Annotated in this window: 21 protein-coding genes and 1 tRNA gene; 15 read left to right on the top strand and 7 right to left on the bottom strand. The window is 64.2% G+C overall.

Going from position 1 to position 25319, the window contains the following annotated elements; translation table 11 throughout:
* Positions 1-187: 187 nt before the first annotated feature.
* The 4 genes from LQ144_RS08200 to LQ144_RS08215 form a co-directional block, all read right to left on the bottom strand.
* Positions 188-1213, bottom strand: coding sequence for an ATP-dependent 6-phosphofructokinase (locus LQ144_RS08200; RefSeq protein ID WP_230118086.1), 1026 nt, complete (start codon positions 1211-1213; stop codon positions 188-190).
* A 248-nt stretch (positions 1214-1461) separates the two neighbouring features.
* A complete protein-coding gene (locus LQ144_RS08205) occupies positions 1462-1716 on the bottom strand; it encodes a PspC domain-containing protein (protein WP_230118087.1) in 255 nt (84 codons plus the stop codon).
* A gap of 3 nt (positions 1717-1719) precedes the next feature.
* Positions 1720-2040, bottom strand: a complete 321-nt coding sequence (locus LQ144_RS08210) for a hypothetical protein (RefSeq protein ID WP_230118088.1) — start codon at positions 2038-2040, stop codon at positions 1720-1722.
* Between the two features lies 1 nt (position 2041).
* On the bottom strand, positions 2042-3631 hold the full coding sequence (locus tag LQ144_RS08215; protein ID WP_230118089.1) for a PspC domain-containing protein: 1590 nt from the start codon (positions 3629-3631) through the stop codon (positions 2042-2044).
* A 125-nt stretch (positions 3632-3756) separates the two neighbouring features.
* Here LQ144_RS08215 and LQ144_RS08220 point away from each other — a divergent pair, with 125 nt between their 5' ends.
* Complete coding sequence (locus LQ144_RS08220) at positions 3757-5268, top strand: ATP-binding protein (protein WP_230118090.1); 1512 nt, start codon at positions 3757-3759, stop codon at positions 5266-5268.
* Positions 5265-5954: a response regulator transcription factor gene (locus LQ144_RS08225; RefSeq protein WP_230118091.1), complete on the top strand. Its 690-nt coding sequence runs from the start codon at positions 5265-5267 to the stop codon at positions 5952-5954. The genes LQ144_RS08220 and LQ144_RS08225 overlap by 4 nt, the downstream gene beginning before the upstream one ends.
* A 198-nt stretch (positions 5955-6152) precedes the next feature.
* On the opposite strand, the gene LQ144_RS08230 is transcribed toward LQ144_RS08225, so the two are convergent.
* Positions 6153-7370: a pyridoxal phosphate-dependent aminotransferase gene (locus tag LQ144_RS08230; RefSeq protein ID WP_230118092.1), complete on the bottom strand. Its 1218-nt coding sequence runs from the start codon at positions 7368-7370 to the stop codon at positions 6153-6155.
* Between the two features lie 294 nt (positions 7371-7664).
* Between LQ144_RS08230 and LQ144_RS08235 the strand changes: the two genes are divergently transcribed.
* The 9 genes from LQ144_RS08235 to rplL all read left to right on the top strand — a co-directional run bounded on the left by LQ144_RS08235 (position 7665) and on the right by rplL (position 14315).
* Positions 7665-7737, top strand: a tRNA-Trp gene (locus LQ144_RS08235).
* A gap of 81 nt (positions 7738-7818) precedes the next feature.
* Complete coding sequence (gene secE, locus LQ144_RS08240; protein WP_230118093.1) at positions 7819-8103, top strand: preprotein translocase subunit SecE; 285 nt, start codon at positions 7819-7821, stop codon at positions 8101-8103.
* Between the two features lie 114 nt (positions 8104-8217).
* Entirely contained in the window at positions 8218-9069 is an 852-nt protein-coding gene (nusG, locus tag LQ144_RS08245; protein ID WP_230118094.1) for a transcription termination/antitermination protein NusG, read from the top strand.
* Between the two features lie 131 nt (positions 9070-9200).
* Positions 9201-9632 carry a 50S ribosomal protein L11 gene (gene rplK / locus LQ144_RS08250; RefSeq protein WP_003803853.1) on the top strand — a complete coding sequence of 144 codons (432 nt, stop codon included), beginning with the start codon at positions 9201-9203 and terminating at the stop codon, positions 9630-9632.
* Between the two features lie 176 nt (positions 9633-9808).
* A complete protein-coding gene (gene rplA / locus LQ144_RS08255; RefSeq protein WP_230118095.1) occupies positions 9809-10516 on the top strand; it encodes a 50S ribosomal protein L1 in 708 nt (235 codons plus the stop codon).
* 134 nt (positions 10517-10650) lie between these two features.
* Positions 10651-11742, top strand: coding sequence for a GNAT family N-acetyltransferase (locus tag LQ144_RS08260; RefSeq protein WP_230118096.1), 1092 nt, complete (start codon positions 10651-10653; stop codon positions 11740-11742).
* An 89-nt stretch (positions 11743-11831) separates the two neighbouring features.
* Positions 11832-12947: a GNAT family N-acetyltransferase gene (locus LQ144_RS08265; protein ID WP_230118097.1), complete on the top strand. Its 1116-nt coding sequence runs from the start codon at positions 11832-11834 to the stop codon at positions 12945-12947.
* A gap of 324 nt (positions 12948-13271) precedes the next feature.
* Entirely contained in the window at positions 13272-13862 is a 591-nt protein-coding gene (rplJ, locus tag LQ144_RS08270) for a 50S ribosomal protein L10 (protein ID WP_230118098.1), read from the top strand.
* 78 nt (positions 13863-13940) lie between these two features.
* The gene (gene rplL, locus LQ144_RS08275) at positions 13941-14315 is read left to right on the top strand and encodes a 50S ribosomal protein L7/L12 (protein ID WP_230118099.1); all 375 of its coding nucleotides are present in this window, start codon (positions 13941-13943) and stop codon (positions 14313-14315) included.
* Between the two features lie 73 nt (positions 14316-14388).
* Here the strand turns inward: rplL and LQ144_RS08280 are convergent, their stop codons facing one another.
* Entirely contained in the window at positions 14389-14886 is a 498-nt protein-coding gene (locus tag LQ144_RS08280) for a YbaK/EbsC family protein (protein WP_230118100.1), read from the bottom strand.
* Positions 14886-16085 (bottom strand): acetyl-CoA C-acetyltransferase, encoded by a 1200-nt coding sequence (locus LQ144_RS08285; protein ID WP_230118101.1) that lies wholly within the window; start codon positions 16083-16085, stop codon positions 14886-14888. Before LQ144_RS08285 ends, LQ144_RS08280 begins: the two co-directional genes overlap by 1 nt.
* Positions 16086-16494: 409 nt before the next feature.
* Between LQ144_RS08285 and rpoB the strand changes: the two genes are divergently transcribed.
* The 4 genes from rpoB to rpsG all read left to right on the top strand — a co-directional run bounded on the left by rpoB (position 16495) and on the right by rpsG (position 25267).
* Positions 16495-20001: a DNA-directed RNA polymerase subunit beta gene (rpoB, locus tag LQ144_RS08290; RefSeq protein ID WP_230118102.1), complete on the top strand. Its 3507-nt coding sequence runs from the start codon at positions 16495-16497 to the stop codon at positions 19999-20001.
* 102 nt (positions 20002-20103) lie between these two features.
* Positions 20104-24003, top strand: coding sequence for a DNA-directed RNA polymerase subunit beta' (locus tag LQ144_RS08295; protein WP_230118103.1), 3900 nt, complete (start codon positions 20104-20106; stop codon positions 24001-24003).
* 417 nt (positions 24004-24420) lie between these two features.
* The gene (gene rpsL / locus LQ144_RS08300) at positions 24421-24795 is read left to right on the top strand and encodes a 30S ribosomal protein S12 (protein ID WP_018773658.1); all 375 of its coding nucleotides are present in this window, start codon (positions 24421-24423) and stop codon (positions 24793-24795) included.
* A gap of 1 nt (position 24796) precedes the next feature.
* Positions 24797-25267 carry a 30S ribosomal protein S7 gene (gene rpsG / locus LQ144_RS08305; protein ID WP_026531948.1) on the top strand — a complete coding sequence of 157 codons (471 nt, stop codon included), beginning with the start codon at positions 24797-24799 and terminating at the stop codon, positions 25265-25267.
* The last annotated feature ends 52 nt before the right edge of the window (positions 25268-25319 follow it).

Below are 25319 nucleotides of genomic sequence, written 5' to 3' on the forward strand. Positions count from 1 at the left end.
TGTATAAGAGACAGCCCCAAGCCCGGCGCGAGCGGACAGTTAAGCCCCCGCCGAAAAGCGCGAACGGACACTTACGCCCCGAAAATCGCGAACGGACAGATGAGGCCCTGAATCGCCCAAGGATCCAGGGCCTCAAGTGTTCGTTCGCGTCCGGCTTCCGCAGCGTGAGGGCGGGGCGCCGGGCGGTTTAGCCGAAGAGGACCGCGGCTTCGTCGTAGCGGTGCTGCGGGACGGTCTTGAGCTTGCCGAGGGCCGCTTCGAAGCCCACGTGGTCAATGTCGGTGCCGTTCAGCGACACCATGGTGCCCCATCGGCCTTCGACCACCGAGTCGATGGCGGCCATGCCCAGGCGGGTGGCCAGCACACGGTCGAAGGCCGAGGGCACGCCGCCGCGCTGGATGTGGCCGAGGATGGTGGCGCGGGTCTCGATGCCGGTCCGGGCTTCGATTTCGGGAGCGAGCTGGTCGGCGATGCCGCCGAGCCGGGGCCGGCCGAAGGTGTCCAGGCCGCGCTCGGAGTGCGGGGATTCCATGTGGCCCGGAACGAAGCCTTCGGCGACGACGATGAGGGGAGCGCGGCCGCGGTCGTGGGCTTCGTTCACCCATTCGACGATCTGCTCGATGCTGACCTTCTGTTCCGGAATGAGGATGGCGTGGGCACCGGCGGCCATGCCGGCGTGAAGTGCGATCCAGCCGACATGGCGGCCCATGACTTCGGCGATCATGCAGCGGTGGTGCGACTCGCCGGTGGTGCGCAGTCGGTCGATGGCCTCGGTGGCGATCTGGACGGCGGTATCGAAGCCGAAGGTGTAGTCCGTGGCGTCGAGGTCGTTGTCCACGGTCTTGGGGACGCCGACGATTTTCAGTCCGGCGTCCGTGAGGCGCTTGGCGGCCGCGAGAGTGCCTTCGCCACCGATGGCGATGATGGCGTCAATGCCGAGCCGGTCCATGTGGGCCTTGATAACGTCCGGACCGCCGCCGTTCTCGAACGGGTTGGTGCGGGACGTGCCCAGGATGGTGCCGCCCTGCTTGGCAATGCCTCGGACCAGTGTGCGGGGAATGGGAATGATGTCTCCCTCCACCACTCCGCGCCAGCCATCCAGGAACCCCACGAATTCGTGGCCGTGGATGGCAATGCCCTTCAGGACAGCGCCGCGGATCACGGCATTCAGTCCGGGGCAGTCTCCGCCGCTGGTGAGGATTCCAATTTTCATTATCTAGGCTCAAATCCTGGTTCGAAGGGTATACAGGCAGAGCGCCACGCTGAGCTCACAAGAGAGTCTAGTGGCCAGTGTGGGGAAGGACACAAACGGTTACATGGGGCCCCGGTCCGGCACCGTGCCGGCGTGGGAAAGGCGGCAGCCGGGCGGCTTGAGTGAGCGTCTTGCGCAGGTGTGCCCCTGCTCCGGAGAGCAGGGGCACATGAACCCGTTGGTGCTGCGGGCGGTTATCCGCCGCCCGGTCAGTAGCGGTTGCCGCGCTTCGCGAGGAAGGATTCAAGGGCAATGCCGTTGTTCTGGTCCGGGAGGACCAGCCACGCGGCGAGGTAGAACACCACGGCCGGCCCCGGCAGGAGGCAGAAGAGGAGGAAACCGATCCGGACGAACGCGACATCCACGTTCAGCTTTTCGGCAATCCCACCGCAGACTCCGCCGAGCCAGCGCTGCGGACCACGCTTCAGGCCGAGGCCCCTGACAATGCTGTAGAACTTTTCCATGGTTCAAGACTTCCCGGTTGTGGGGCTGTTGTCACGTCGGCGGGCCGAGAGCAGTCCGCCGATCACCAATGCGGCGCCGGCGCCGATCATGAGGCCGATCAGTACGTAAGTCCCGTTCAGGGCCACGATCCCCAGCTGGGAGATGATGATGAGGACGGCCAGTGCGAGGACCACGAGGCCCCAGACGATGGTGCCGACGCGGGCCGATGCAGGAGCGGGCTCGCCATTATCCGTTACGGGCCGCCGCGGAAACCCGGAGGCTTCCGGCGCCCGGGACGTTTCCGGCCCCCGCGGCGTTTCCGGTGATGGGTCAAAGTTGCTCATGTCAGTTTCCTTCCTGGATGGTGACATTGCTGACGGTTCCGTCGATCTGCAGGATCAGCCGGGCGCCGGGCTTGTCCGTGTTGTAGCTGCTCTGGCGGGACGTGATGCCGCTGCGGCTGGCGGAGCCCTCGTTCAGGTTGCCCAGCGTCATGTCAGCCCTGACGTCCACCGGCACGGTGCTGGGGATGACGACCGTGACGTTGCTGGCAGTCACATCCATGGGGATGACGACGTCGGCGGGCAGCGGTGCGGTCAGGCTCAGCCCGGTCAGGTCAACAGTTCCCTTGCCTCCGGTGATCTGGAAGCCCTCGCGGGCCTGTTGGATGCTGGTGGGGTTCCAGTCCGCGTCCTGGAAGCGGAAGCGGTCACCGTTCGGCACCGCGTTGAAGATGCCGCCAATGATCAGTGCGACCACCGCGAAGAAGCCGAGGATGCCCGAGGTCCGGCCGCGGAAGCCCGCCAGCAGGATGCCTAGGCCCAGGACGGCGGCGCCGCTTGCCCAGACCACAGCGTTGGCGGAATTGCCCAGCTCAATCACGTTGCCGGCGTCGAGCGCCTTGAGGGTGCCACCCACCAGCAGGGCCAGGCCCGCGGTGATGGCCACCGCAGGGGCGCCGGGTCCGCCCGGCTTCGATTTCGGTGCCGGAACGGGGGCGGGCACCGGAGCCGCTCCGCGGGGCGGAGCGCTGCCGTAGCCGCCGCCGTAGGAGGCGGGAATGTGTGCCGGCCCGGCCCCGCCGTACGGCGGGTTGGGTGAGTACGGCAGGTTGGGGTCCGACGTCGGACCGGTCCCGTACGGCGTTGGGTCCGCCTGCGTGCCGGCTGCGAAAGTGGCCGTGGCGCCAGATGCCGGGCCGCCAGTCGGGGCGGCGTATCTGTAAGCGGGCTGGCTGCCCGCCGGAGTGTTGTTCATGGCTGTTCCAATGCGATTTTTGTTGCGCTGGGTGAGGAAGTAGACAAGGTAAATGAAGCCGCCAATCCAGAACAGGGTCCAGAAGAAGCCGAAGCCGTCGTGCCCCCAGCCCCAGAAACCGCCGCCCATTCCCGTGAGGCCGAGGACGGTGGTGATCAACGCGCCTGTCATGCCGCTGGTCCAGCGGCCGGCACCTGCCTCCTGGGTATGGATCCGTCCGTCCGGCTCCGGGAGGAGCGCCCAGCCGATGCCGTAGAGCAAGACGCCGATGCCGGCGAACAGGGTGAGGACGATGAAGATGCCGCGGACGATAAGCGGATCGATGCCCATCCGCTCGGCGATGCCGCTCGAAACGCCGCCGATCCAGCGGTCGCGGCCGCGGTGGATGCCGTGGCCGCGGATCCAATCGAAGAAGTTCTGTTGCTGCGGCGGCCGGCCGTAGCCGGTTCCGAAGGCAGGGGCGCCTGGCGCGCCGTGGCCGCCCGGCAGATCATGGGAGTTATGGAGCGGCGGAGGGAGCAGCGGCTCGGTCTGTGGCTCGGGAGTGGCCGCGGTCGGCGGCTCCTCCGGACGGTCTGCCTGGGGCTGCGGCTGCTGTTCTTCCCGCGAGCTGGGCTGGTCGTCGGACGTGTTGGCGGGCTGTTGCCCTTCAGAGGGATTGGGGTTCTGCGAGTTCATACTTCGATACTGCCGTTCGGAGGGTCTCCGGCTCTATTGGGGAGTACCCTGAGTGGTCCCTGACTTACCCCTGGTCCAGGCCTGAAAGCGGTCTCCGAAACCCTGATCCGTGTTTGGATTGATGCATGACCACCGCTCCTGTCCGCCCGCCGCTGGTCCGCAGCAGCGACCGCATGATCGCCGGAGTCTGTGCGGGCCTCGCTGCGCACCTGGGCTGGCCGGTGCGCATGGTGCGGATCGGCATGGCAGTGGCCGCCCTTGCCGGCGGTGCGGGCTTCGCGTTCTATGCCTGGCTCTGGATCATGGTTCCCACCGCGGACGAAGCCGCCCGGCGGAACGCCAGGCGGCCGGCGTCGCCCATCGCCCCCGCGGTGAGCACCCCGCCCGCGGGCTCCCTGCACGAGCCGGGGTCCGCCGTCGACCCGCCGTTTTCCGCTGGAACGTACCCTCCCGCCTACCCGCTCAGGGGCTACGGGCCGGGCTCCATTTCGCCGGGAGCTTACGCCCCCGCTGCCGGCCCCGCTCCGTCCGCAATGTACGACGCCGGGACCCCCTTCCAGACTCCGGCAGCTGGCGCCGTTCCCGGCACCGTCGGCGCGGGCACCGCTGTTCCGGTCAGCGGTGTCCCGGGGACCGGAGCCTGGTTCCGCGTCCGCAGCATGCGCTACGGCAAAGAGATCCTGCTCGGTTCCGGGCTGCTGCTCGTGGCCGGGATCCTGATCGCCCGGCTGCTCGGCGCCGAGGTCCCGCTGGGTACCCTGATCCCGGCCGCTGCCATCCTGGGCGGTGCCGCCATTGCCTGGATGCAGCTCGATGAAACGCGCCGCGCCGGCTTGGTGGACAAAACCAAGGCGGACCAGGCGGGCGGGTGGGCACGACTTGCCGCCGGGCTGGCGCTCGTGGTGGCCGGTGTGCTCGTGATGGTGTCCGGTTCCGGCTCCTGGGAGCAGACGTGGCTGGCGCTGCTGGCGTCGGTGGCGGTGCTCGGCGGCGTGGCGCTGGTGCTCCTTCCCTGGGGCCTGAAGTTCTGGCGTGACCTCGAGACCGAGCGGGCCGGCCGCGTACGCGAGACCGAGAGGGCGGAGATCGCCGCCCATCTCCATGACTCGGTGCTGCAGACCCTTGCCCTGATCCAGCGGCGCGCAGCCAGCGAGAACGATGTGGTGCGGCTGGCCCGGGCGCAGGAGCGCGAACTGCGCGGCTGGCTCTTCAAGGACCCGGCCAAGGACGCGGGCCAGCTCTCGGGCCGGATCAAGGCGGCCGCGGCCGAAGTCGAGGACGGACTCGGCAACGCGGTCGACGTCGTGAGCGTGGGAGACACGGCCATGACCGACCGGCACGAGGCGCTGGTCCAGGCCAGCCGCGAGGCCATGCTGAACGCTTCCCGCCACGGCGGCGGGCCCGTCTCCGTGTACCTTGAGGTGTCCGACGGCGGAGTGGACGTCTTCGTCAAGGACCGCGGCTCCGGATTCGATCTTCGCGGCGTTCCGGAGGACAGGCTCGGCGTCCGGGAATCCATCATCGGCCGCATGAAGCGCCACGGCGGAACCGCCGAGATTATCAGCAGTCCGGACGGCACGGAGGTTCGGCTCAAGCTGCCTGCCGCCGTCGCGGAGAACGGGGAAGGGAAGCCATGAGCACTCCGGCATTGGACGGAACAGCAGCAGGAAACCAGCGGGAAACGGTCAGGGTGGTGATCGTTGACGACCACGCCATCTTCCGTTCGGGCCTCAAGGCTGACCTCGATCCGAGGGTAACGGTCGTGGGGGAGGCCGGCACGGTGGAGCAGGCCATCGAGGTGATTGCCCGGACCAGGCCCGGCGTGGTGCTGCTCGATGTGCACCTGCCCGGCGGTCTGGGCGGAGGAGGGCGGGAGGTCATCGCCGGCTCGGCTGCGTTGCTGGGCACAACCAAGTTCCTGGCACTCAGCGTGTCGGACGCCGCCGAAGATGTGGTGGCCGTGATCCGCGCCGGGGCCCGAGGCTACGTGACCAAGACGATTTCCGGGGCCGAGATCACTGACGCGGTCTTCCGTGTTGCGGGCGGCGACGCCGTGTTTTCGCCGCGGCTCGCAGGGTTCGTTCTGGACGCTTTCGGCACGGCCCCCGCCGACATCGCCGACGACGAACTGGACAGGCTCTCAGCCCGGGAACTCGAGGTCATGAGGCTTATTGCGCGCGGCTACAGCTACAAGGAAGTGGCCAAAGAGCTGTTCATCTCCATCAAGACCGTGGAAACGCACGTGTCGGCGGTCCTGCGGAAGCTGCAGCTCTCCAGCCGCCACGAGCTGACCAAATGGGCCGCGGAACGCCGGCTCCTCTAGCCAACCCAAACGCTCTCTCACTTCCTGTCGCTTAAACCGGGACGCTCTCTCACTTCCTGTCGCTTAAACCGGGACGCTCTCTCATCAGGTGAGAGAACGTCCCGGTTTTTCCTGCGGGAGGTGAGAGAGCGTTGGGGGTTTTCCTGCGGGAGGTGAGAGAGCGTTGGGGGTTTTCCTGCGGGAGGTGAGAGAGCGCGCCTACTTCGCCTTGCCCAGGAAATCCTGCAGCCGTCCCACGCCGGTGGCGAGGTCGTCATCGCCCAGGGCGTAGGACAGCCGCAGGTAGCCCGACGGGCCGAAAGCCTCGCCCGGAACCACGGCAACTTCCACCTCGTCCAGGATCATCGCCGCCAGTTCGGCGGACGTTCCGGGACGAACCGGACCGTTCGCCGTCGGGAATTCCTTCCCGAGCAGACCGCGGACGTCGGCGTAGACGTAAAAGGCGCCCTTCGGCGTCGGGCATTCAACGCCCTCAATGGCATTGAGCCCGGCGACGATAGCCTTGCGGCGGCGGTCGAAGGCCACCTTCATCTCGTCGACGGCGGTCAGCGGGCCGGAGACGGCGGCAAGGGCTGCCACCTGCGGGATGTTGGACACGTTGGACGTGGCATGGGACTGGAGGTTCGTGGCGGCCTTGATGACATCGGCCGGCCCGATCATCCAGCCCACACGCCAGCCGGTCATCGCGTAAGTCTTGGCCACGCCGTTGAGGATCACCACTTTGTCGCCGAGCTCCGGAACGGCCGTGGCGATCGAGGTGAACGGGACGTCGTCGTACGTCAGGTGCTCGTAGATCTCATCGGTGACCACCCACAAGCCCTTGGCCGCGGCCCACTGCCCGATTTCCGCGACCTGTTCGGCGGAGTAGACGGAGCCTGTCGGGTTGGACGGCGACACGAAGAGCAGGATCTTGGTGCGGTCAGTGACGGCCGCCTCCAGCTGCTCCACAGTCACCAGGTAGTCCTGCTCGGGTCCGGCGAAGACCTCGACGGGCACGCCGCCGGCCAGCCGGATCGCTTCCGGGTAGGTGGTCCAGAACGGGGTGGGCACAATCACTTCGTCGCCCGGGTCAACCAGTGTGGCGAACGTGTTGTAGACGGCCTGCTTGCCGCCGTTGGTAACCAGCACCTGGGAAGGGTCCGCTTTGTAGCCGGAGTCGCGGAACGTCTTCTCGGCGATGGCCTTCTTCAGCTCCGGCAGGCCTCCGGCGGGGGAGTAGCGGTGGTACTTCGGCTGGCTGGCGGCCTCGATGGCCGCCTTGACGATGTAGTCCGGGGTGGGGAAGTCCGGCTCGCCCGCACCGAAACCGATCACTGGCCGGCCGGCTGCTTTCAGCGCCTTGGCCTTGGCGTCGACAGCCAGGGTGGCAGATTCGGCAATGGCGGAAATGCGTTTGGAAACGCGGGCGGCAGACATGGCGGGTCCGTTCTTCGCTTGCAGCTGGGTAGCTGAATGGTGGAATTCGACGGAATCTACTCTATGCTGTTCACCGGATCGTTCGAGGTGGGACGCGGCAATGTGACTGCAGCCTGGTCAGGTTTTGCACAGCCACCAAGACGGTCCGAAATGAGGCTGGTTCGACGTACGCGAAGTTGTTGCGTAGACTAGTTCTCCGGTGTTGAAAACACGATGATGACGTGCGCCTCAGGGAAGTCTGGGTCAAGCATGGCCTCGATCAGTTTTCAACCCACAGGATCAGTTTTGATCCATAGGGTAGTGGCGCAATTGGTAGCGCAGCGGTCTCCAAAACCGCAGGTTGCAGGTTCGAGTCCTGTCTGCCCTGCGCAAGCTGTCCCGGTGAAAAACCGGGGCAAGCGCAGCAACCATGGTTCAGTTCAGAGCCGGGTAATCCGACATTGCGAGGATGAGTGAGGACCAGGTGACCGAAACAGCTGCAAGCAGCTCCAAGGGCCGCCCCGCAAAGAAAGCCGCCAAGGCAGGCTTCTTCGCTCGAATTGCACTCTTCGTCCGCCAGGTCATCGGCGAGCTGAAGAAGGTCGTCGCACCCACCCGCAAGGAACTGATCAACTACACGCTCGTGGTGCTGGTATTCGTGGTCATCATGATGGTCATCGTCACCGTGCTGGACCTGGGCTTCGGGACCGCGGTGGGCTGGGTCTTCGGCGGTACAGGCGCCAAGGACCGCTAAGGCGATAGGTCCGCAGACTGCGCGGGCTCCTACGATTATCGGAGGGAGCTGCGGAGTGTGCGGAATTGAGCCATTTAAATAGGCATGTTAAGCAATGAGGAAGCAGGAGACCAAGTGTCTGAGCAGGAGCTCGAGGTAACTGAGGCTGAGCTGGATGGCCCCGCGGACAGCACGGCCGACGCCGCGGCTGAAGCCGTTGAAGGGTCTGAGGCTGATTCTGCTGCACCCGATTCCGAAGGCGACGCCGATGAGGCAGAGGCCGAAACTGACGTAGTCGACGAAGCAGACGCTGAAGACGACGCCGACGCATCCGAAGGCGATGACGAAGACGCAGACGCCCTGGCAGCTGCGGCAGCCAAGGCCGACGTCGACCCCGCAGAAGAGTTCAAGGGCAAACTGCGCCGCCAGGAGGGTGACTGGTACGTCATCCACTCCTACGCAGGTTACGAAAACCGCGTCAAGGCCAACCTTGAGACCCGCATCCAGACCTTGGACATGGAAGATTACATCTTCGAAATCCAGGTTCCCATGGAAGAAGTCGTTGAGATCAAGAACGCTCAGCGCAAGGTCATCAACCGCGTCCGGATCCCCGGCTACGTTCTCGTCCGCATGGACCTGACGGATGCCTCGTGGGGCGCCGTCCGCCACACCCCGGGCGTCACCGGCTTCGTGGGCAACGCCCACAACCCAGTGCCGCTGCGCCTCGACGAGGTCTTCTCCATGCTCGCTCCGGTCTTCGAGGAAGAGCAAGCCGAGAAGGGCAAGCCCGTCAAGCACGCCGCCGCCCCGGTGGACGTCGACTTCGAGGTTGGCGAATCGGTCATCGTCAAGGAAGGTCCCTTCGAGACCCTCCCCGCCACGATCTCCGAGATCAAGATTGATTCCCAGACCCTCGTGGTGCTGGTTTCCATCTTCGAGCGCGAAACGCCGGTCACCCTGGCATTCAACCAGGTCACCAAGATCTAGCAATACCCACAGAATTCGCTCCGGGGCTGCCCGCTTAGCAGCCACGAAGCGGCCGACCGCCTCGCCATGGCGGTCAACCACCTGAGGCACGCTCCTGTGTCCCAGGACGCATTTGAGAGAAGGACCCTACATTGGCTCCCAAGAAGAAGGTCACCGGCCTCATCAAGCTGCAGATCCAGGCAGGTGCCGCTAACCCGGCTCCGCCGATCGGTCCTGCGCTTGGCCAGCACGGTGTCAACATCATGGAATTCTGCAAGGCGTACAACGCTGCGACGGAAGCCCAGCGCGGCAACGTTATTCCTGTTGAAATCACGGTCTACGAGGACCGCTCGTTCACGTTCATCACCAAGACCCCGCCGGCTGCAGAGCTCATCAAAAAGGCTGCAGGCGTCGCCAAGGGTTCCGCTACCCCGCACACCGTCAAGGTTGCCAAGCTGACCCAGGCCCAGGTCAACGAGATCGCTTCCACCAAGATGGAAGACCTCAACGCCACGAGCCTCGAAGGCGCAGCGAAGATCATCGCCGGCACCGCCCGCTCCATGGGTATCACCGTCGAGGGTTAATTCCCTCACCGCTGAAGCGGCGCGGCTTCGGGAAACCGACGACGACGCCGGACAGCACCGCCGGGAAACCGGCACCACTGAAACATTGAAATGTTGGAGATCCACGCCGGATCCGCCAACTGTGGCAGGGCCCAGCGCGGTCCGCAGACCACAACTGCACAAGGAGAATAAGCAGCATGGCAAAGCGCAGCAAAGCATATGAGGCAGCCGCCGCCAAGATCGACGCGGAGAAGTTCTACGCGCCGTTCGAGGCAGTGACGCTCGCCAAGGACACCAACCCGTCCAAGTTCGACGCCACCGTTGAGGTCGCTTTCCGCCTGGGCGTTGACCCCCGTAAGGCTGACCAGATGGTCCGCGGCACCGTCAACCTGCCCCACGGCACCGGTAAGACTGCCCGCGTTCTCGTCTTCGCCACGGGCGACAAGGCCGAAGCAGCCATCGCTGCAGGCGCCGACTTCGTTGGTTCCGATGACCTGATCGAAAAGATCGCCGGCGGCTGGACCGACTTCGACGCAGCCGTTGCCACCCCTGACCTCATGGGCAAGGTTGGCCGCCTCGGTAAGGTCCTGGGTCCGCGTAACCTGATGCCGAACCCGAAGACCGGCACCGTGACCGCTGACGTCACCAAGGCTGTCAACGACATCAAGGGCGGCAAGATCGACTTCCGCGTCGACAAGCACTCCAACCTGCACTTCATCATCGGTAAGGTTTCGTTCGACGTCATCAAGCTGGCCGAGAACTACGCAGCCGCTCTCGAAGAGGTACTTCGTCTGAAGCCGTCCGCTTCAAAGGGCCGCTACATCCAGAAGGCTACGGTTGCCACGACCTTCGGTCCCGGCATCTCCGTAGACCCGAACGTCACCAAGGTGCTGACCGAGGTCTAATCCTCGCGAACCACCCGCCGGTCATCCGGCGGGCAACAAGGGCCGCCCGGCATTGCGCCGGGCGGTCCTTTGTTCTTGCTGCCGGCCTCTGCCGGCCCCTGGAGCGCGCAAGGCTGTGCGGCTAGGCTGATGCCGTGACGACGCCGGCTTACCCCATAGAACCTCTGGTCCTGCCTTCCTCCATCGATTCCCCGGATGCCTCAGACTTTCTGGAGTTCAGCGATCTCAGTGACGCGCTGGTGCTGGAAACGTGGGGGAACCTTGACCGTGCCACCCCGAGGGAGGCCCGCCTCGAGGCTTGGCGCGACGATGACTATAAGCAGCTCCGGATCTTCTTCGTCCGTCTGGACGGGCGCATGGTCGCCAAATCCTGGATCAGATTGCCGCTGCAGGAGAACCTCCAGGACGCGATGGTGAGGGTGGACGTCCTGAACGAATTCACCGGAAGGGGAATCGGGCAGGCGCTGCTGCGGCATGGCGAGGAGCTGGCCGCCAGCCACGGCCGCAGCACCCTGCAGAGCTTCACGGAACACGCGGCGGTCTTTGATCCGGACGGGCCCGGCGTCCTGAAGCCGGGAACAGGCACGGGAGGGGTCCCCGCAGACTCGCGAGCGGCCAGGTTCGCCGCAGCCGGCGGCTACACTCTGGAGCAGGTCACCCGGTTCAGCGCACTGGACATGCCGGTAGCGGATGGCACTCTCGACGCCCTGGACAGGGAGGCAAGCTCCATTGCCGGGGACAGCTACGAACTCCTCAGTTGGACCGACCGCTGCCCTGACGAATATATTGACCAGCTGGCTGTGCTCATGTCCCGAATGAGCACTGACAGCCCGGCCGGCGCCCTCCACTACGATGCCGAAGTGTGGGACGCCAAACGCGTCCGGCACGTTGAGGATGAGTGGCAGCAGACCGGCCAGGAGGCTCTGTTTGCTGTGGCGCGGCACAAGGCGAGCGGTGAGCTGGCCGCCTACTCGGTCCTGCAGTATTCCGGGTCAAAACCCTGGGTCGCGGAGCAGGACGACACCCTTGTCATCAAGGCACACCGTGGAAACCGCCTGGGCATGCTCGTGAAAATTCTGAATCTTCGGCGGATGGTGGCGGAGCATCCCTCGGTTGAACGGATCCTCACGTTTAACGCCGCGGAGAACGACCACATGCTCGCGATCAACATCGCCCTGGGCTTCCGCCCGGCGGGGTACGACGGCGAGTGGCAGCGACGCCGCTAACCGTCATATGCTGGCGACGGATACTCCGCGTGGACTCAAGCCCGTAGCCTGACAGGGTGAGCGGCAGAACGGCTGGGAAGATGCCCCCTATGGCAAGTGAAGTGCGGATCGAGCAGTTGTTCATCCCGGAGTCCGTCGACGCGCCCGACGCAGCGGACTTCCTGGCCGCAGTGGAAGTGGGCCGTAAGGTCCGGATGCAGACGTGGGGGAGCGATGACCTCGCATACGCCCCGCTTGAGAAGCTCCTCGAACTGGACGATCCCTATGAGCGCCAGGTCATCCTGGTGGCCAAGGTGGACGGCAGGATCGTGGGTACCGTGGACATCGCACTGCCCCTCACCGACAATCTTGACCTGGCGGAGTTCACGCTGGACATCCTGCCCGAATACCAGCGTCAGGGGGTGGGCCGGCAGCTGTTGGATGCCGCGGAACGGTTCGCCCGCGACGAGGGTAGGTCCATGATCCTGATCGACACCAACCATCCCGGGTCTTCGCTCCATGAGTTCGAATCCGAGCAGCTGGTGCCCGGATCCGGGCAGGGCTTCGTGCCGCTGGGCAGCCGGGAAGTGGAGTTCGCCCGGCGCACCGGCTACACGCTGCAGCACATCGAGCAGTTCAGCTCCTGCGCCCTGCCGCTCGACACCAAGCTCGTGGCGGAGCTCGAGGCCGAGGCGGAAGAAGCAAACAACGGCCGCTACCGGCTGCACCATTGGACCGACCGGTGCCCGGAGCGGTGGCTGGAATCCGTGGCCGCCCTAGAGAACCAGGCCGGCGGGGATACCATGCCCGCCGGCGGAAGCGAGGAGGACGGCATGGTGTTCGATGCCCGCATCCTGCGGGAAGCCGAGGACGTGACCATAGCGCAGGGGCGGCGCACGGTGGTGACCGCCGTCGAGCACGTTGCCTCTGAAACCCTGGTGGGACTGACCACCATCAGCGTCCTGGCGCAGCGCCAGGATGTCGTCTTCCAGGACGACACGGTGGTGCTGCAGGAGCACCGCGGCAACAAGCTGGGGCTGCTGATCAAGGTGGCCAACATGGAGCGGCTGACGGAGCAGTTCCCCGATGCACGCGTGATCTACACCTGGAACGCCCCGGAAAACCGGTACCTTCTGACCGTAAACCGCCAGTTGGGATTTACGACGGCGGGTGTCACCGGCATCTGGCAGAAGGAACTGCCGGATATGGGGCCCAGTACCAGTTGACCTGTGCCGGCTGGATGCCATCAGCTGGACGCCGATTTGGCGGTCCGGCGCGGCGTCCCGTAAGCTTGGAGGACCAAAGACCGTCGGTTGTTGGAAATCCACTCTTTCGAGCTCAGCTCAACTCTGTAGTTGTGCGCGGAGGAGCCAGTGGGTTTCCGGACGAAGGACCCTGAACATAGGGCGGCCAGCGCAGGTGAACGAAGCAAAGCTCCGCGGTTCTGAACTGCGTTGAGCCAAGCCCCGTGCATCTGCGCGGGGCGTTTTTAGTTTTAGCTCACCTGAGCGGGGACCCGGAATACCGGCACTATCCCCGGAAGGAGGGTTATGGCAACGCCTACCAAGGTTTCAGCAGTAGCTGAGATCACTAACGATTTCAAGGAATCGAACGCCGCTGTCCTGACCGAATACCGTGGGCTCACCGTTGCACAGCTCAAGCAGCTGCGTGTTTCTCTCGGCCAGGACACCAAGTTCTCGGTCGTCAAGAACACCCTGACCGCCATTGCAGCCAAGGAAGCTGGTGTCGAAGCATTCGACGGCCAGCTCGCCGGCCCCACTGCAATCGCGTTCATCAAGGGTGACGCAGTTGCAGCTGCCAAGAGCCTGACGGATTTTGCCAAGACCAACAAGCAGCTGGTTATCAAGACCGGTTACTTCGAGGGTAAGGCACTGAACGCCAGCGAAGTTGCTGCCCTGGCAGCACTCGAGTCCCGCGAGCTGCAGCTCGCCAAGGTTGCAGGCATCCTCAAGGCTCCTGCTGCCGCTGCTGCACGCATCATTGACGCCCTGCGCCTCAAGCTTGAAGAAGAGAACGGTGCTCCGGCTGAAGCCGAAGCGCCCGCCGCTGAAGAAGCCCCGGCCGCAGAAGCAGCAGAGACCGAAGCTCCGGCCGAAGCCGCAGCCCCCGAAGAGAACTAACTCTCTTTCAAACCAGACTCCGGTGTGAAGGCAACGGCTCAGGCCGCCAAGCACCACCTATAGGAAGGACGCCACACCATGGCGAAGCTCAGCAACGAAGAGCTCATTGAAGCTTTCAAGGAACTGACCATCATCGAGCTCTCCGAGTTCGTCAAGCTCTTCGAAGAGACCTTCGAAGTTACGGCTGCTGCTGTCGCCGTTGCTGGCCCCGCTGCCGGCGCTGCTGAAGAAGCCGAAGAGAAGACCGAATTCGACGTCGTTCTCGAAGCTGCTGGCGACAAGAAGATCGCAGTGATCAAGGAAGTCCGCGCCATCACCTCCCTCGGCCTCAAGGAAGCCAAGGACTTGGTTGACAGCGCTCCGAAGGCTGTTCTCGAAGGCGTTACGAAGGAAGCTGCAGAGAAGGCTATTGCTCAGCTCGAAGAAGCCGGCGCACGCGTTACCCTCAAGTAACACACGCTTTGCTCTTGGAAGCCCCGTCCACTCCGGTGGGCGGGGTTTCCTGCGTTTTAAACCACAGCTGCGTCTAATTGGGGTCGCTGATATCAGCCACCACCGCACCGAGCGCCGCTGTCAGGGCGTCGGCGTCCACGAAGGCGCTGTAGCCGTGCTGGCCCGCGCCCATGGAGATGCGGCGGCCGGCAATGGTCTGGTCTGCATATACGGGCCAGGCCGTGGTGCTGCCCAGCGGGGTGATGGTCCCGCGTTCGTAGCCAGTGGCCTCCAGGGCCACGTCCGCCGCGGGCATCGAGAGTTTGTTGACGCCCACCAGGCTCCGAAGCTTGGGCCAGGAGATCTGGCGGTCGCCCGGAATGAGGGCGAACAGGAAGCTGCCGTCCTTGTGCTTCACGACGAGGGACTTCACAATATCGGCCGGCGTGATGCCGAGGATCTGCGCAGCCTCCTCGAGGCTGTGCGCCGCAAGCCGCTCCACGAGTTCGACGTCGAGGCCGCGGGCGGCGGCGTCGGCAAGGAAGCGCTCCCTGCCAGAGCCGTCCGCGCCTCCGGCCGATAGGGCTTTCATCAGTCCCGGTACAGCAGGAGGGCTTCGCCCTGCCCGCCGCCGCCGCACAGGGAGACCGCAGCCTTGCCTTGGCCGCGCCGTTTCAGTTCATGTGCCGCGTGCAGCGCCAGCCGGGCGCCGGAGGCGCCAATCGGATGGCCGACGGCGATGGCGCCGCCGTGGATGTTGCACTGCTCCAGCGGGTAGTCCAGGTCCTTGAGCGACTGCACGGCCACAGAACCGAAAGCCTCATTAATTTCAATGAAGTCCAGATCGGCAGTGGTCCAGCCCGCCCGGTCCAGGGCATTCCGGATCGCGTTGGAGGGCTGGGAGTGGAGTGAGTTGTCCGGCCCGGCCACCTGGCCGGGCCTGCCGACAACCGCCAGGAATTCCAGCCCGTTGTCCTCGGCAAACTTGCGGGACGTCAGCACCAGGGCCGAGGCGCCGTCGGACAGGGGAGAGGAGTTGCCGGCGGTGATGGTCCCGTCCGTGACGAACGCGGCGCGAAGCCCTGCCAGCGATTCGACGGACGTGTCCGGACGGATCCCTTCGTCCGTGGCCACGACCACCGGATCGCCCTTGCGCTGCTTGACGCTGATCGGTGCGATTTCGCCGTCGAAGACCCCGTTCTTGGCGGCGATGGCCGCGCGCTGGTGAGACTGGGCCGCCACGTTGTCCTGCGACGCCCGGTCGATGCCCAGGACCAGGTTCTTGGTCTCGGTGGAGAGTCCCATGGACTGCCCGTCGAAGGCGTCCGTCAGGCCGTCGTGCGCGGCCACGTCGAGCGCCTGGACAGCGCCGTACGCCCAGCCCTGGCGCGAGCCCGGAAGAACATGCGGTGCCCGGGTCATGGATTCCTGGCCACCCGCGACAACGACGGCGGCATCGCCGCTGCGGATCATCCTCGCCGCGTCGATCACGGCGGTCAGCCCTGAAAGGCAGACCTTGTTGATGGTCACCGTAGGCACGTTCCAGCCGATGCCGGCGCCGATCGCGCTCTGCCGGGCCGGGTTCTGGCCGGCCCCGGCCTGAAGCACCTGGCCCATGATGACCGCGTCCACCTGGTCGGCGCGAAGCCCGCTGGCGGCGATGGCCGCCTTGATGGCGTGCGCGCCGAGTTCGACGGCGGTGAAGCTCGCCAGCTGTCCGTTGAGACGGCCCTGCGGCGTCCGGGCGCCGGACAGGATGACAACGTCATTGTTGTCTGCGGAGTTGGTCATGGTTATCTCTTCCGATCTGAATGAATGTAGGCCTAGGCTACCGTGAGCCCCGTCACCTATCCATTCAAACGCTGCGGCGGGTGCCGGAATTCCACTGCGGCACTGTGCCGCGCCAACTAGGTGCCTACGGCAACGGTGCTTGCAATAAGCTTCGAAGTGGGGTAGACACGCGTTAAGTTTTGCCGTATCGTAGATATTTGCGTCTTCCCTGTTTACCTTCAGCCTTCATATAGCGGTGGGCTTCTCCTGGCAGCTGCTCCATCAATGTGCCGTATACAACGTCACCAGCATGGGCAGACCAGGTCCCGGGTCATATAGCGGAACCGGATGGTAGCACTGCGGAGTCACTCTGCAGGGTACATAGCGGGGGAGATCTGAAAACGCCTGAAGGTCTGTGGAAGGATCCCTCTTGGTCGCCTCGAGCACCTCTAATAACGAAACCGCTAATACGGCAAGCACCGATGGTGCCACTCGCCGGCTCTCATTCGCAAAGATTCACGAACCTCTTGACGTTCCGAATCTCCTTGCCCTGCAGACGGACAGCTTCGACTGGCTGGTCGGAAACGAACGCTGGCAGGCGCGCGTAGCGAAGGCCGTCGAAGAAGGCGACCTCAGCGTCGCCACCACCTCCGGTCTTTCCGACATCTTCGAAGAGATCTCCCCGATTGAGGATTTCCAGGGCACCATGTCCCTGAGCTTCTCCGATCCGGAGTTCGCTGATCCGAAGTACACCATGGCTGAATGCAAGGACCGGGACGCAACGTACTCGGCACCGCTGTACGTCAAGGCCGAATTCATGAACAACAACACGGGCGAAATCAAGCAGCAGACCGTGTTCATGGGTGACTTCCCGCTGATGACCGAGAAGGGCACCTTCGTCGTCAACGGCACCGAACGTGTCGTCGTCTCCCAGCTGGTCCGCTCACCGGGCGCCTACTTCGAGCGCACCGCTGACAAGACCAGCGACAAGGACATCTTCACCGCAAAGATCATCCCGTCCCGCGGTGCATGGTTCGAGCTTGAGATCGACAAGCGCGACCAGGTCGGCGTGCGCCTCGACCGCAAGCGCAAGCAGTCCGTCACCGTGCTGCTGAAGGCCCTCGGCTGGACCGAAGGCCAGATCCTCGAGGAGTTCGGCCAGTACGACTCCATGCGCGCCACGCTGGAGAAGGACGCCACCGAAACCCGCGAAGACGCCCTGCTGGACATCTACCGCAAGCTGCGACCGGGCGAGCCGCCCACCGTCGAGGCTGCCCAGTCCCTGCTGGACAACCTGTACTTCAACTCCAAGCGCTACGATCTGGCCAAGGTTGGCCGTTACAAGATCAACCGCAAGCTTGGCATCGACCGCTCCCTTGGCGACAAGGAAGCTTCGGTCCTGCACGTTGAAGACATCGTCGCCATGATCAAGTTCCTGGTTGCGCTGCACGCCGGTGAGAAGACCCTCACGGGCAAGCGCGATGGCCAGGACCACGAGCTGCGCGTCGAGATCGACGACATCGACCACTTCGGCAACCGCCGCATCCGCGCCGTTGGCGAGCTCATCGAGAACCAGGTCCGCACCGGCCTGTCCCGCATGGAGCGCGTCGTCCGCGAGCGTATGACCACCCAGGACGTCGAAGCGATCACGCCGCAGACCCTGATCAACATCCGCCCGGTTGTGGCAGCGATCAAGGAGTTCTTCGGAACGTCCCAGCTGTCGCAGTTCATGGACCAGAACAACCCGCTCTCGGGTCTCACCCACAAGCGCCGTCTGTCTGCGCTTGGCCCCGGTGGTCTGTCCCGTGACCGTGCAGGCATGGAAGTCCGAGACGTTCACCCGTCCCACTACGGACGTATGTGCCCCATCGAAACCCCTGAAGGCCCGAACATTGGTCTGATCGGTTCGCTGGCTTCCTACGGCCGCATCAACCCGTTCGGTTTCATCGAGACTCCTTACCGTCTCGTCGCCGAAGGCGTCGTGTCCGACGAGGTCCAGTACCTGACGGCCGACGACGAAGCAGAGGTCCTGATCGCTCAGGCCAACGCTCCGCTGGACGAGAACAAGAAGTTCGCCGAAGAGACCGTCCTGGTCCGCGCCCGTGGTGGTGGAGGCGAGCCTGTGCTGGTTCCCGCCGGCGAGGTCGAGTTCATGGACGTTTCCCCGCGCCAGATGGTGTCCGTGGCTACTGCCTTGATCCCGTTCCTCGAGCATGACGATGCTAACCGCGCACTCATGGGTGCCAACATGCAGCGCCAGGCCGTGCCGCTGGTCCGTTCCGAGGCGCCGTTCGTCGGTACCGGCATGGAGCGCGCCGCTGCAGTCGACGCCGGCGACGTCACCATCGCGAAAAAGGCCGGTGTGGTCACCGAGGTGTCCGCCGAGCTCGTCATCATGCTCAACGACGACGGTACGGAAACCAACTACCGCATCAACAAGTTCGCCCGCTCCAACCAGGGCAACTGCTACAACAACCGCGTTCTGGTGAGCGAAGGCCAGCGCCTGGAGGTCGGCGGCATCATCGCTGACGGCCCGGCAACGGACCAGGGCGAACTGGCCCTCGGTAAGAACCTGCTCGTGGCATTCATGTCATGGGAAGGCCACAACTTCGAGGACGCCATCATCCTCTCGCAGCGCATTGTTGCCGAGGACGTTCTTTCCTCCATCCACATCGAGGAGCACGAGATCGATGCCCGCGACACCAAGCTTGGTGCCGAGGAAATCACCCGTGACATCCCCAACGTGTCCGAGGAAGTCCTGGCGGGCCTGGACGAGCGCGGCATCATCCACATCGGTGCAGAGGTTGAAGCCGGCGACATCCTGGTCGGAAAGGTCACCCCGAAGGGTGAAACCGAGCTGACCCCGGAGGAGCGCCTGCTGCGCGCCATCTTCGGCGAGAAATCCCGCGAAGTCCGCGATACTTCCCTGAAGGTGCCCCACGGCGAGTCCGGCACCGTCATCGGCGTCCGCGTCTTCGACCGCGACAACGACGACGAGCTGCCCCCGGGCGTGAACCAGCTGGTCCGCGTCTACGTGGCCGCCAAGCGCAAGATCACCGACGGCGACAAGCTCGCCGGCCGCCACGGCAACAAGGGTGTTATCTCCAAGATCCTCCCGATCGAGGACATGCCCTTCCTTGCCGACGGTACCCCCGTTGATATCGTCCTGAACCCGCTGGGTGTCCCGGGCCGTATGAACGTCGGTCAGGTGCTGGAAACGCACCTCGGCTGGGTTGCCAAGACCGGCTGGAAGATCGAAGGCGAGCCCGAGTGGGCCAAGCAGCTGCCGAACCTGCCGCGCGAGAGTGGCCAGACCACTGTTGCAACGCCGGTCTTCGACGGTGCCCGCGAAGAGGAAATCACGGGCCTGCTGGACTCCACCAACGTGACCCGCGATGGTGAGCGCCTGATCAACTCCTCGGGCAAGACCCGCCTGTTTGACGGCCGCTCCGGCGAGCCGTTCCCGGATCCGATCTCGGTCGGCTACATGTACATCCTGAAGCTCCACCACCTGGTGGACGACAAGATCCACGCGCGCTCCACCGGCCCGTACTCCATGATCACGCAGCAGCCGCTGGGTGGTAAGGCACAGTTCGGTGGCCAGCGCTTCGGTGAAATGGAAGTGTGGGCGCTCGAAGCTTACGGCGCCGCCTACACGCTCCAGGAGCTCCTCACGATCAAGTCGGATGATATCCACGGTCGTGTGAAGGTCTACGAAGCCATCGTCAAGGGCGAGAACATCCCGGAGCCGGGCGTTCCTGAGTCCTTCAAGGTCTTGATCAAGGAAATGCAGTCGCTGTGCCTGAACGTGGAAGTGCTTTCCACAGACGGAACCACGATTGAAATGCGTGACTCTGATGACGCAGTCTTCACGGCTGCGGAAGAACTGGGCATCGATCTGTCTCGTGCAGAGCCCAGTTCCGTAGAAGAGGTTTAGGTGAGGTCCGACGGCGGGTGACCACCCGCCGTCGGCTCCTCCCTCCCTTTTCCCGTAACCCAAGACTTCAGAATTTAGAGAACAAGAGAGAACAGGGACCATATGTCCAGCGAATCCTCCTTCGGCCTCATGCAGATCGGCCTCGCCACCGCGGAAGACATCCGTGGCTGGTCGTACGGCGAGGTTAAGAAGCCGGAAACCATCAACTACCGCACGCTCAAGCCCGAGAAGGACGGCCTCTTCTGCGAGAAGATCTTCGGCCCCTCCCGTGACTGGGAATGCTACTGCGGCAAGTACAAGCGCGTGCGCTTCAAGGGCATCATCTGTGAGCGGTGTGGCGTTGAGGTCACCCGTGCCAAGGTGCGCCGTGAGCGCATGGGCCACATCGAACTGGCTGCGCCCGTAACCCACATCTGGTACTTCAAGGGCGTTCCCTCCCGTCTGGGCTACCTCCTTGACCTGGCACCGAAGGACCTCGAAAAGGTCATCTACTTCGCTGCCTACATGATCACGAGCGTCGACGCCGACAGCCGCCACGAAGAACTGCCCAACCTGCAGGTTGAGCACGACATCGAGAAGAAGCAGCTGATCGACAACCGCGACTCCGACATCGCCACGATCGCCCGCGACCTCGAGAACGAGCTTGCCCGCCTCGAAGGCGAAGGCGCCAAGGCTGCCGACAAGAAGAAGGCCCGCGACTCCGCCGACCGCCAGATGGCGAACGTGCGCAAGCGTGCCGACGCCGAGATCGAGCGCCTCGAGCAGGTCTGGGACCGCTTCAAGAACCTGAAGGTCGCTGACCTCGAAGGCGACGAAGGCCTCTACCGCGAGCTGCGCGACCGCTACGGCATGTACTTCGAAGGCTCCATGGGTGCCGAAGCCATCAAGAAGCGTCTTGAGAACTTCGACATGCAGGCCGAGTCTGACCAGCTGCGCGACATCATCGCCAACGGCAAGGGCCAGCGCAAGACCCGTGCCCTCAAGCGCCTGAAGGTTGTCAACGCGTTCCTGACCACCAACAACAGCCCCCTGGGCATGGTGCTGGACGCCGTCCCGGTGATCCCGCCGGAACTGCGCCCGATGGTCCAGCTGGACGGTGGCCGCTTCGCGACCTCCGACCTCAACGACCTCTACCGCCGCGTGATCAACCGCAACAACCGTCTCAAGCGACTGCTTGACCTGGGTGCCCCGGAGATCATCGTCAACAACGAGAAGCGCATGCTTCAGGAAGCCGTTGACAGCCTCTTCGACAACGGCCGCCGTGGCCGTCCGGTCACCGGACCGGGCAACCGTCCGCTGAAGTCCCTGAGCGACATGCTCAAGGGCAAGCAGGGACGTTTCCGCCAGAACCTCCTCGGCAAGCGCGTTGACTACTCCGGCCGTTCGGTCATCGTCGTCGGCCCGCAGCTGAAGCTGCACCAGTGTGGCCTGCCCAAGCAGATGGCCCTGGAGCTCTTCAAGCCGTTCGTGATGAAGCGCCTGGTTGACCTCAACCACGCGCAGAATATCAAGTCAGCCAAGCGCATGGTTGAGCGTTACCGTCCGCAGGTCTGGGACGTCCTCGAAGAGATCATCACCGAACACCCGGTGCTGCTGAACCGTGCACCTACCCTGCACCGCCTCGGCATCCAGGCGTTCGAGCCGCAGCTCGTTGAAGGCAAGGCCATCCAGCTTCACCCGCTGGTCTGTGGCGCCTTCAACGCCGACTTCGACGGCGACCAGATGGCAGTCCACCTGCCGCTGAGCCCCGAAGCGCAGGCTGAGGCACGCATCCTGATGCTCTCCTCGAACAACATCCTGAAGCCGTCCGACGGCCGTCCGGTCACCCTGCCTTCGCAGGATATGATCATCGGCCTCTACCACCTGACCACCAAGCGTGTCGGTTCAGCTGGCGAAGGCCGGATCTTCGCTTCGGTGTCGGAAGCCATCATGGCCTACGACCTGCACGAGCTGCACCTGAACTCCAAGGTCAAAATCCGGCTTGAGGGCTTTGTCCCTTACGCCGGCTGGGAAGCTCCGGAAGACTGGGAGCAGGGTCAGACCGCGCTGGTTGAGACTTCGCTCGGCCAGGTTCTCTTCAACGAGACCCTGCCCGAGGACTACCCGTGGGTTGAGGATGTTGCAGACAAGGGCGAACTGTCCCGGATCGTCAACGACCTTGCCGAGCGCTACCCGAAGGTGGTCACAGCCGCAACGCTGGACAACCTGAAGGATGCCGGATTCTACTGGGCAACCCGTTCAGGCGTGACCGTGGCTATCTCCGACATTGAGGTACCCAAGGACAAACCGGTGATCCTCGCCGGATACGAGACCATGGCTGCCAAGATCCAGGGCCAGTACGACAAGGGCCTGATCGACGACGACGAGCGTCGCCAGGAACTGATCGAGATCTGGAACAAGGCGACCAACGAGATTGCCCAGGCAATGCGCGACAGCCTGTCGCCGATGAACACCATCAACCGCATGGTGTCCTCCGGTGCACGTGGTAACTGGATGCAGGTCCGTCAGATCGCGGGTATCCGTGGCCTGGTGGCCAACCCGAAGGGTGAAATCATCCCGCGTCCGATCAAGTCCTCGTACCGCGAGGGCCTGTCGGTGCTGGAATACTTCATCGCCACGCACGGTGCCCGTAAGGGTCTGGCTGACACCGCCCTGCGTACCGCCAACTCGGGTTACCTGACCCGTCGTCTGGTGGACGTTTCGCAGGACGTCATCGTCCGCGAAGAGGACTGCGGGACCGAGCGCGGCCTCGTGACCCCGATCGCCGTCGTCGATGCCAACGGTGAACTCGTCCTGGACGAGAACGTCGAGAACAGCGCCTACGCCCGTACGCTGGCCGTGGACGTCGTTGACTCCAAGGGCAACATCCTGGCAGCCGGCGGCACCGACTGCGGTGACGTCGTGATCGCCGAGCTGTTCGCAGCCGGCATCACCGAGGTCAAGGTCCGCTCTGTACTCACCTGTGAGTCCAGCGTCGGCACCTGCGCGCTGTGCTACGGCCGTTCGCTGGCCACGGGCAAGACCGTCGACATCGGCGAGGCTGTTGGCATCATCGCCGCGCAGTCCATCGGTGAGCCGGGCACCCAGCTGACCATGCGTACGTTCCACACCGGTGGTGCTGTTTCCGCCAGCGGTGGAGACGACATCACCCAGGGTCTGCCCCGTATCCAGGAGCTCTTCGAAGCCCGTACTCCGAAGGGTGTGGCACCGATTGCGGAAGCAGCCGGACGCATCACCATCGAAGAGTCCGAGCGCCAGATGCGTCTGGTCATCACTCCGGACGACGGTTCCGAAGAGATCGCGTACCCGGTACTGCGCCGTTCACGTCTCCTGATCGAAGACGGCCAGCACGTCACGGTGGGCCAGAAGCTCATCAACGGTCCGGTCGACCCGAAGCAGGTCCTGCGCATCATGGGCCCGCGTGCCGCACAGAAGTTCCTCGTGGACGAAGTGCAGGGCGTGTACCGCAGCCAGGGCATCGGCATCCACGACAAGCACGTGGAGGTCATCGTCCGCCAGATGCTGCGCCGCGTCACGGTCATCGAATCCGGCGAATCGGACCTGCTCCCCGGTGAGCTGGCCGAGCGCAGCCGCTTCGAGGATGCCAACCGCCGCGTTGTGTCCGAGGGCAAGACTCCGGCTTCCGGACGTCCTGAGCTCATGGGCATCACCAAGGCCTCCCTGGCCACCGAGTCCTGGCTGTCCGCAGCTTCCTTCCAGGAGACCACCCGCGTCCTGACGCAGGCGGCCATGGAAGGCAAGAGCGATCCGCTGCTCGGCCTCAAGGAGAACGTCATCATCGGTAAGCTGATCCCGGCCGGCACGGGTCTCCCGCGCTACACCGAGGTCACGGTGGAACCGACTGAAGAAGCAAAGGCCAACCTGTTCACCGGCCCCAGCGCGTTCAGCGACTTCTCCTACGACACCCTGGGCGGCGACGGAGCTCCCGAGTTCCACGCCATCCCGCTGGATGACTACGACCTCGGCAACGACTTCCGGTAGCCGTTCTTGACAACGCGGGGTCACTTACGGCCCAATCCGCACCGTGGATTGGGCTCAGAGTGACCCCGCGTTGTTGTTTAAGGGCAGGGATCCCCTCCGATTAAGGCCTGGTGGGAGTCCGTGTTAGACTTGTGACCAATTGTTATTGTGGCAGTGGATGAGTGCGCCGGTACAGCCGAAAGGCTGAACCAGAGCGACGTTTCCGGTTTGCAGGGTTCTTGTGCAACGTATGCCACATTTTTGCATGCCTAGGGGACTTTTGAAGACGAAAGTCACGTCATTCCCCATGTGTGCGATCCGACTATTAAAGGCTTCGCCTCAGCTGCTCTGGAGACTTCTTCAAAGCTCGGGCGGCGGGGCAAAGCAACAGGAGAGCGGCTGTCAGAGGCCGCTCCGGATAAAACGGAGAACACGAAAGTGCCTACGATTAACCAGCTGGTCCGCAAGGGCCGCACGCCGAAGGTCAAAAAGACCAAGGCTCCCGCGCTTAACGGCAGCCCGATGCGCCGCGGTGTCTGCACCCGCGTGTACACCACGACCCCGAAGAAGCCGAACTCGGCTCTGCGTAAGGTTGCACGTGTGCGCCTTAACGGTGGCATTGAAGTAACCGCCTACATCCCCGGTGTGGGCCACAACCTCCAGGAGCACTCCATTGTGCTCGTTCGTGGTGGTCGTGTGAAGGACCTTCCCGGTGTCCGCTACAAGATCGTCCGCGGCGCCCTCGATACCCAGGGTGTCAAGAACCGTAAGCAGGCCCGCAGCCGCTACGGCGCAAAGATGGAGAAGAAGTAATATGCCTCGCAAGGGTCCGGCCCCCAAGCGGCCGCTCGTACTAGATCCCGTTTACGGCTCCCCGCTGGTCACTCAGCTGATCAACAAGGTCCTGGTTGACGGCAAGAAGTCCACCGCAGAGCGCATCGTCTACGGCGCCCTCGAAGGTGCACGCGCCAAGTCCGGTGGCGACCCCGTTGCCGCCCTCAAGAAGGCCATGGACAACGTCAAGCCTTCCCTCGAGGTCCGCTCCCGCCGTGTCGGTGGCGCAACCTACCAGGTTCCGGTTGAGGTCAAGCCGGGCCGCTCCACCGCCCTCGCCCTCCGCTGGCTGGTCGGCTACTCGAAGGCCCGCCGCGAAAAGACGATGACCGAGCGTCTCCAGAACGAAATCCTGGATGCCTCCAATGGTCTCGGTGCCGCTGTGAAGCGTCGCGAAGACACCCACAAGATGGCCGAGTCGAACAAGGCCTTCGCACACTACCGCTGGTAAAACTTCCCGTACGCCGCCGGCTCAGATGAGCCGGCGGCGAACGCGTAGTCCA

It is taken from the genome of Arthrobacter sp. Bi83, assembly GCF_918698095.1.
Lineage (GTDB): Bacteria > Actinomycetota > Actinomycetes > Actinomycetales > Micrococcaceae > Arthrobacter.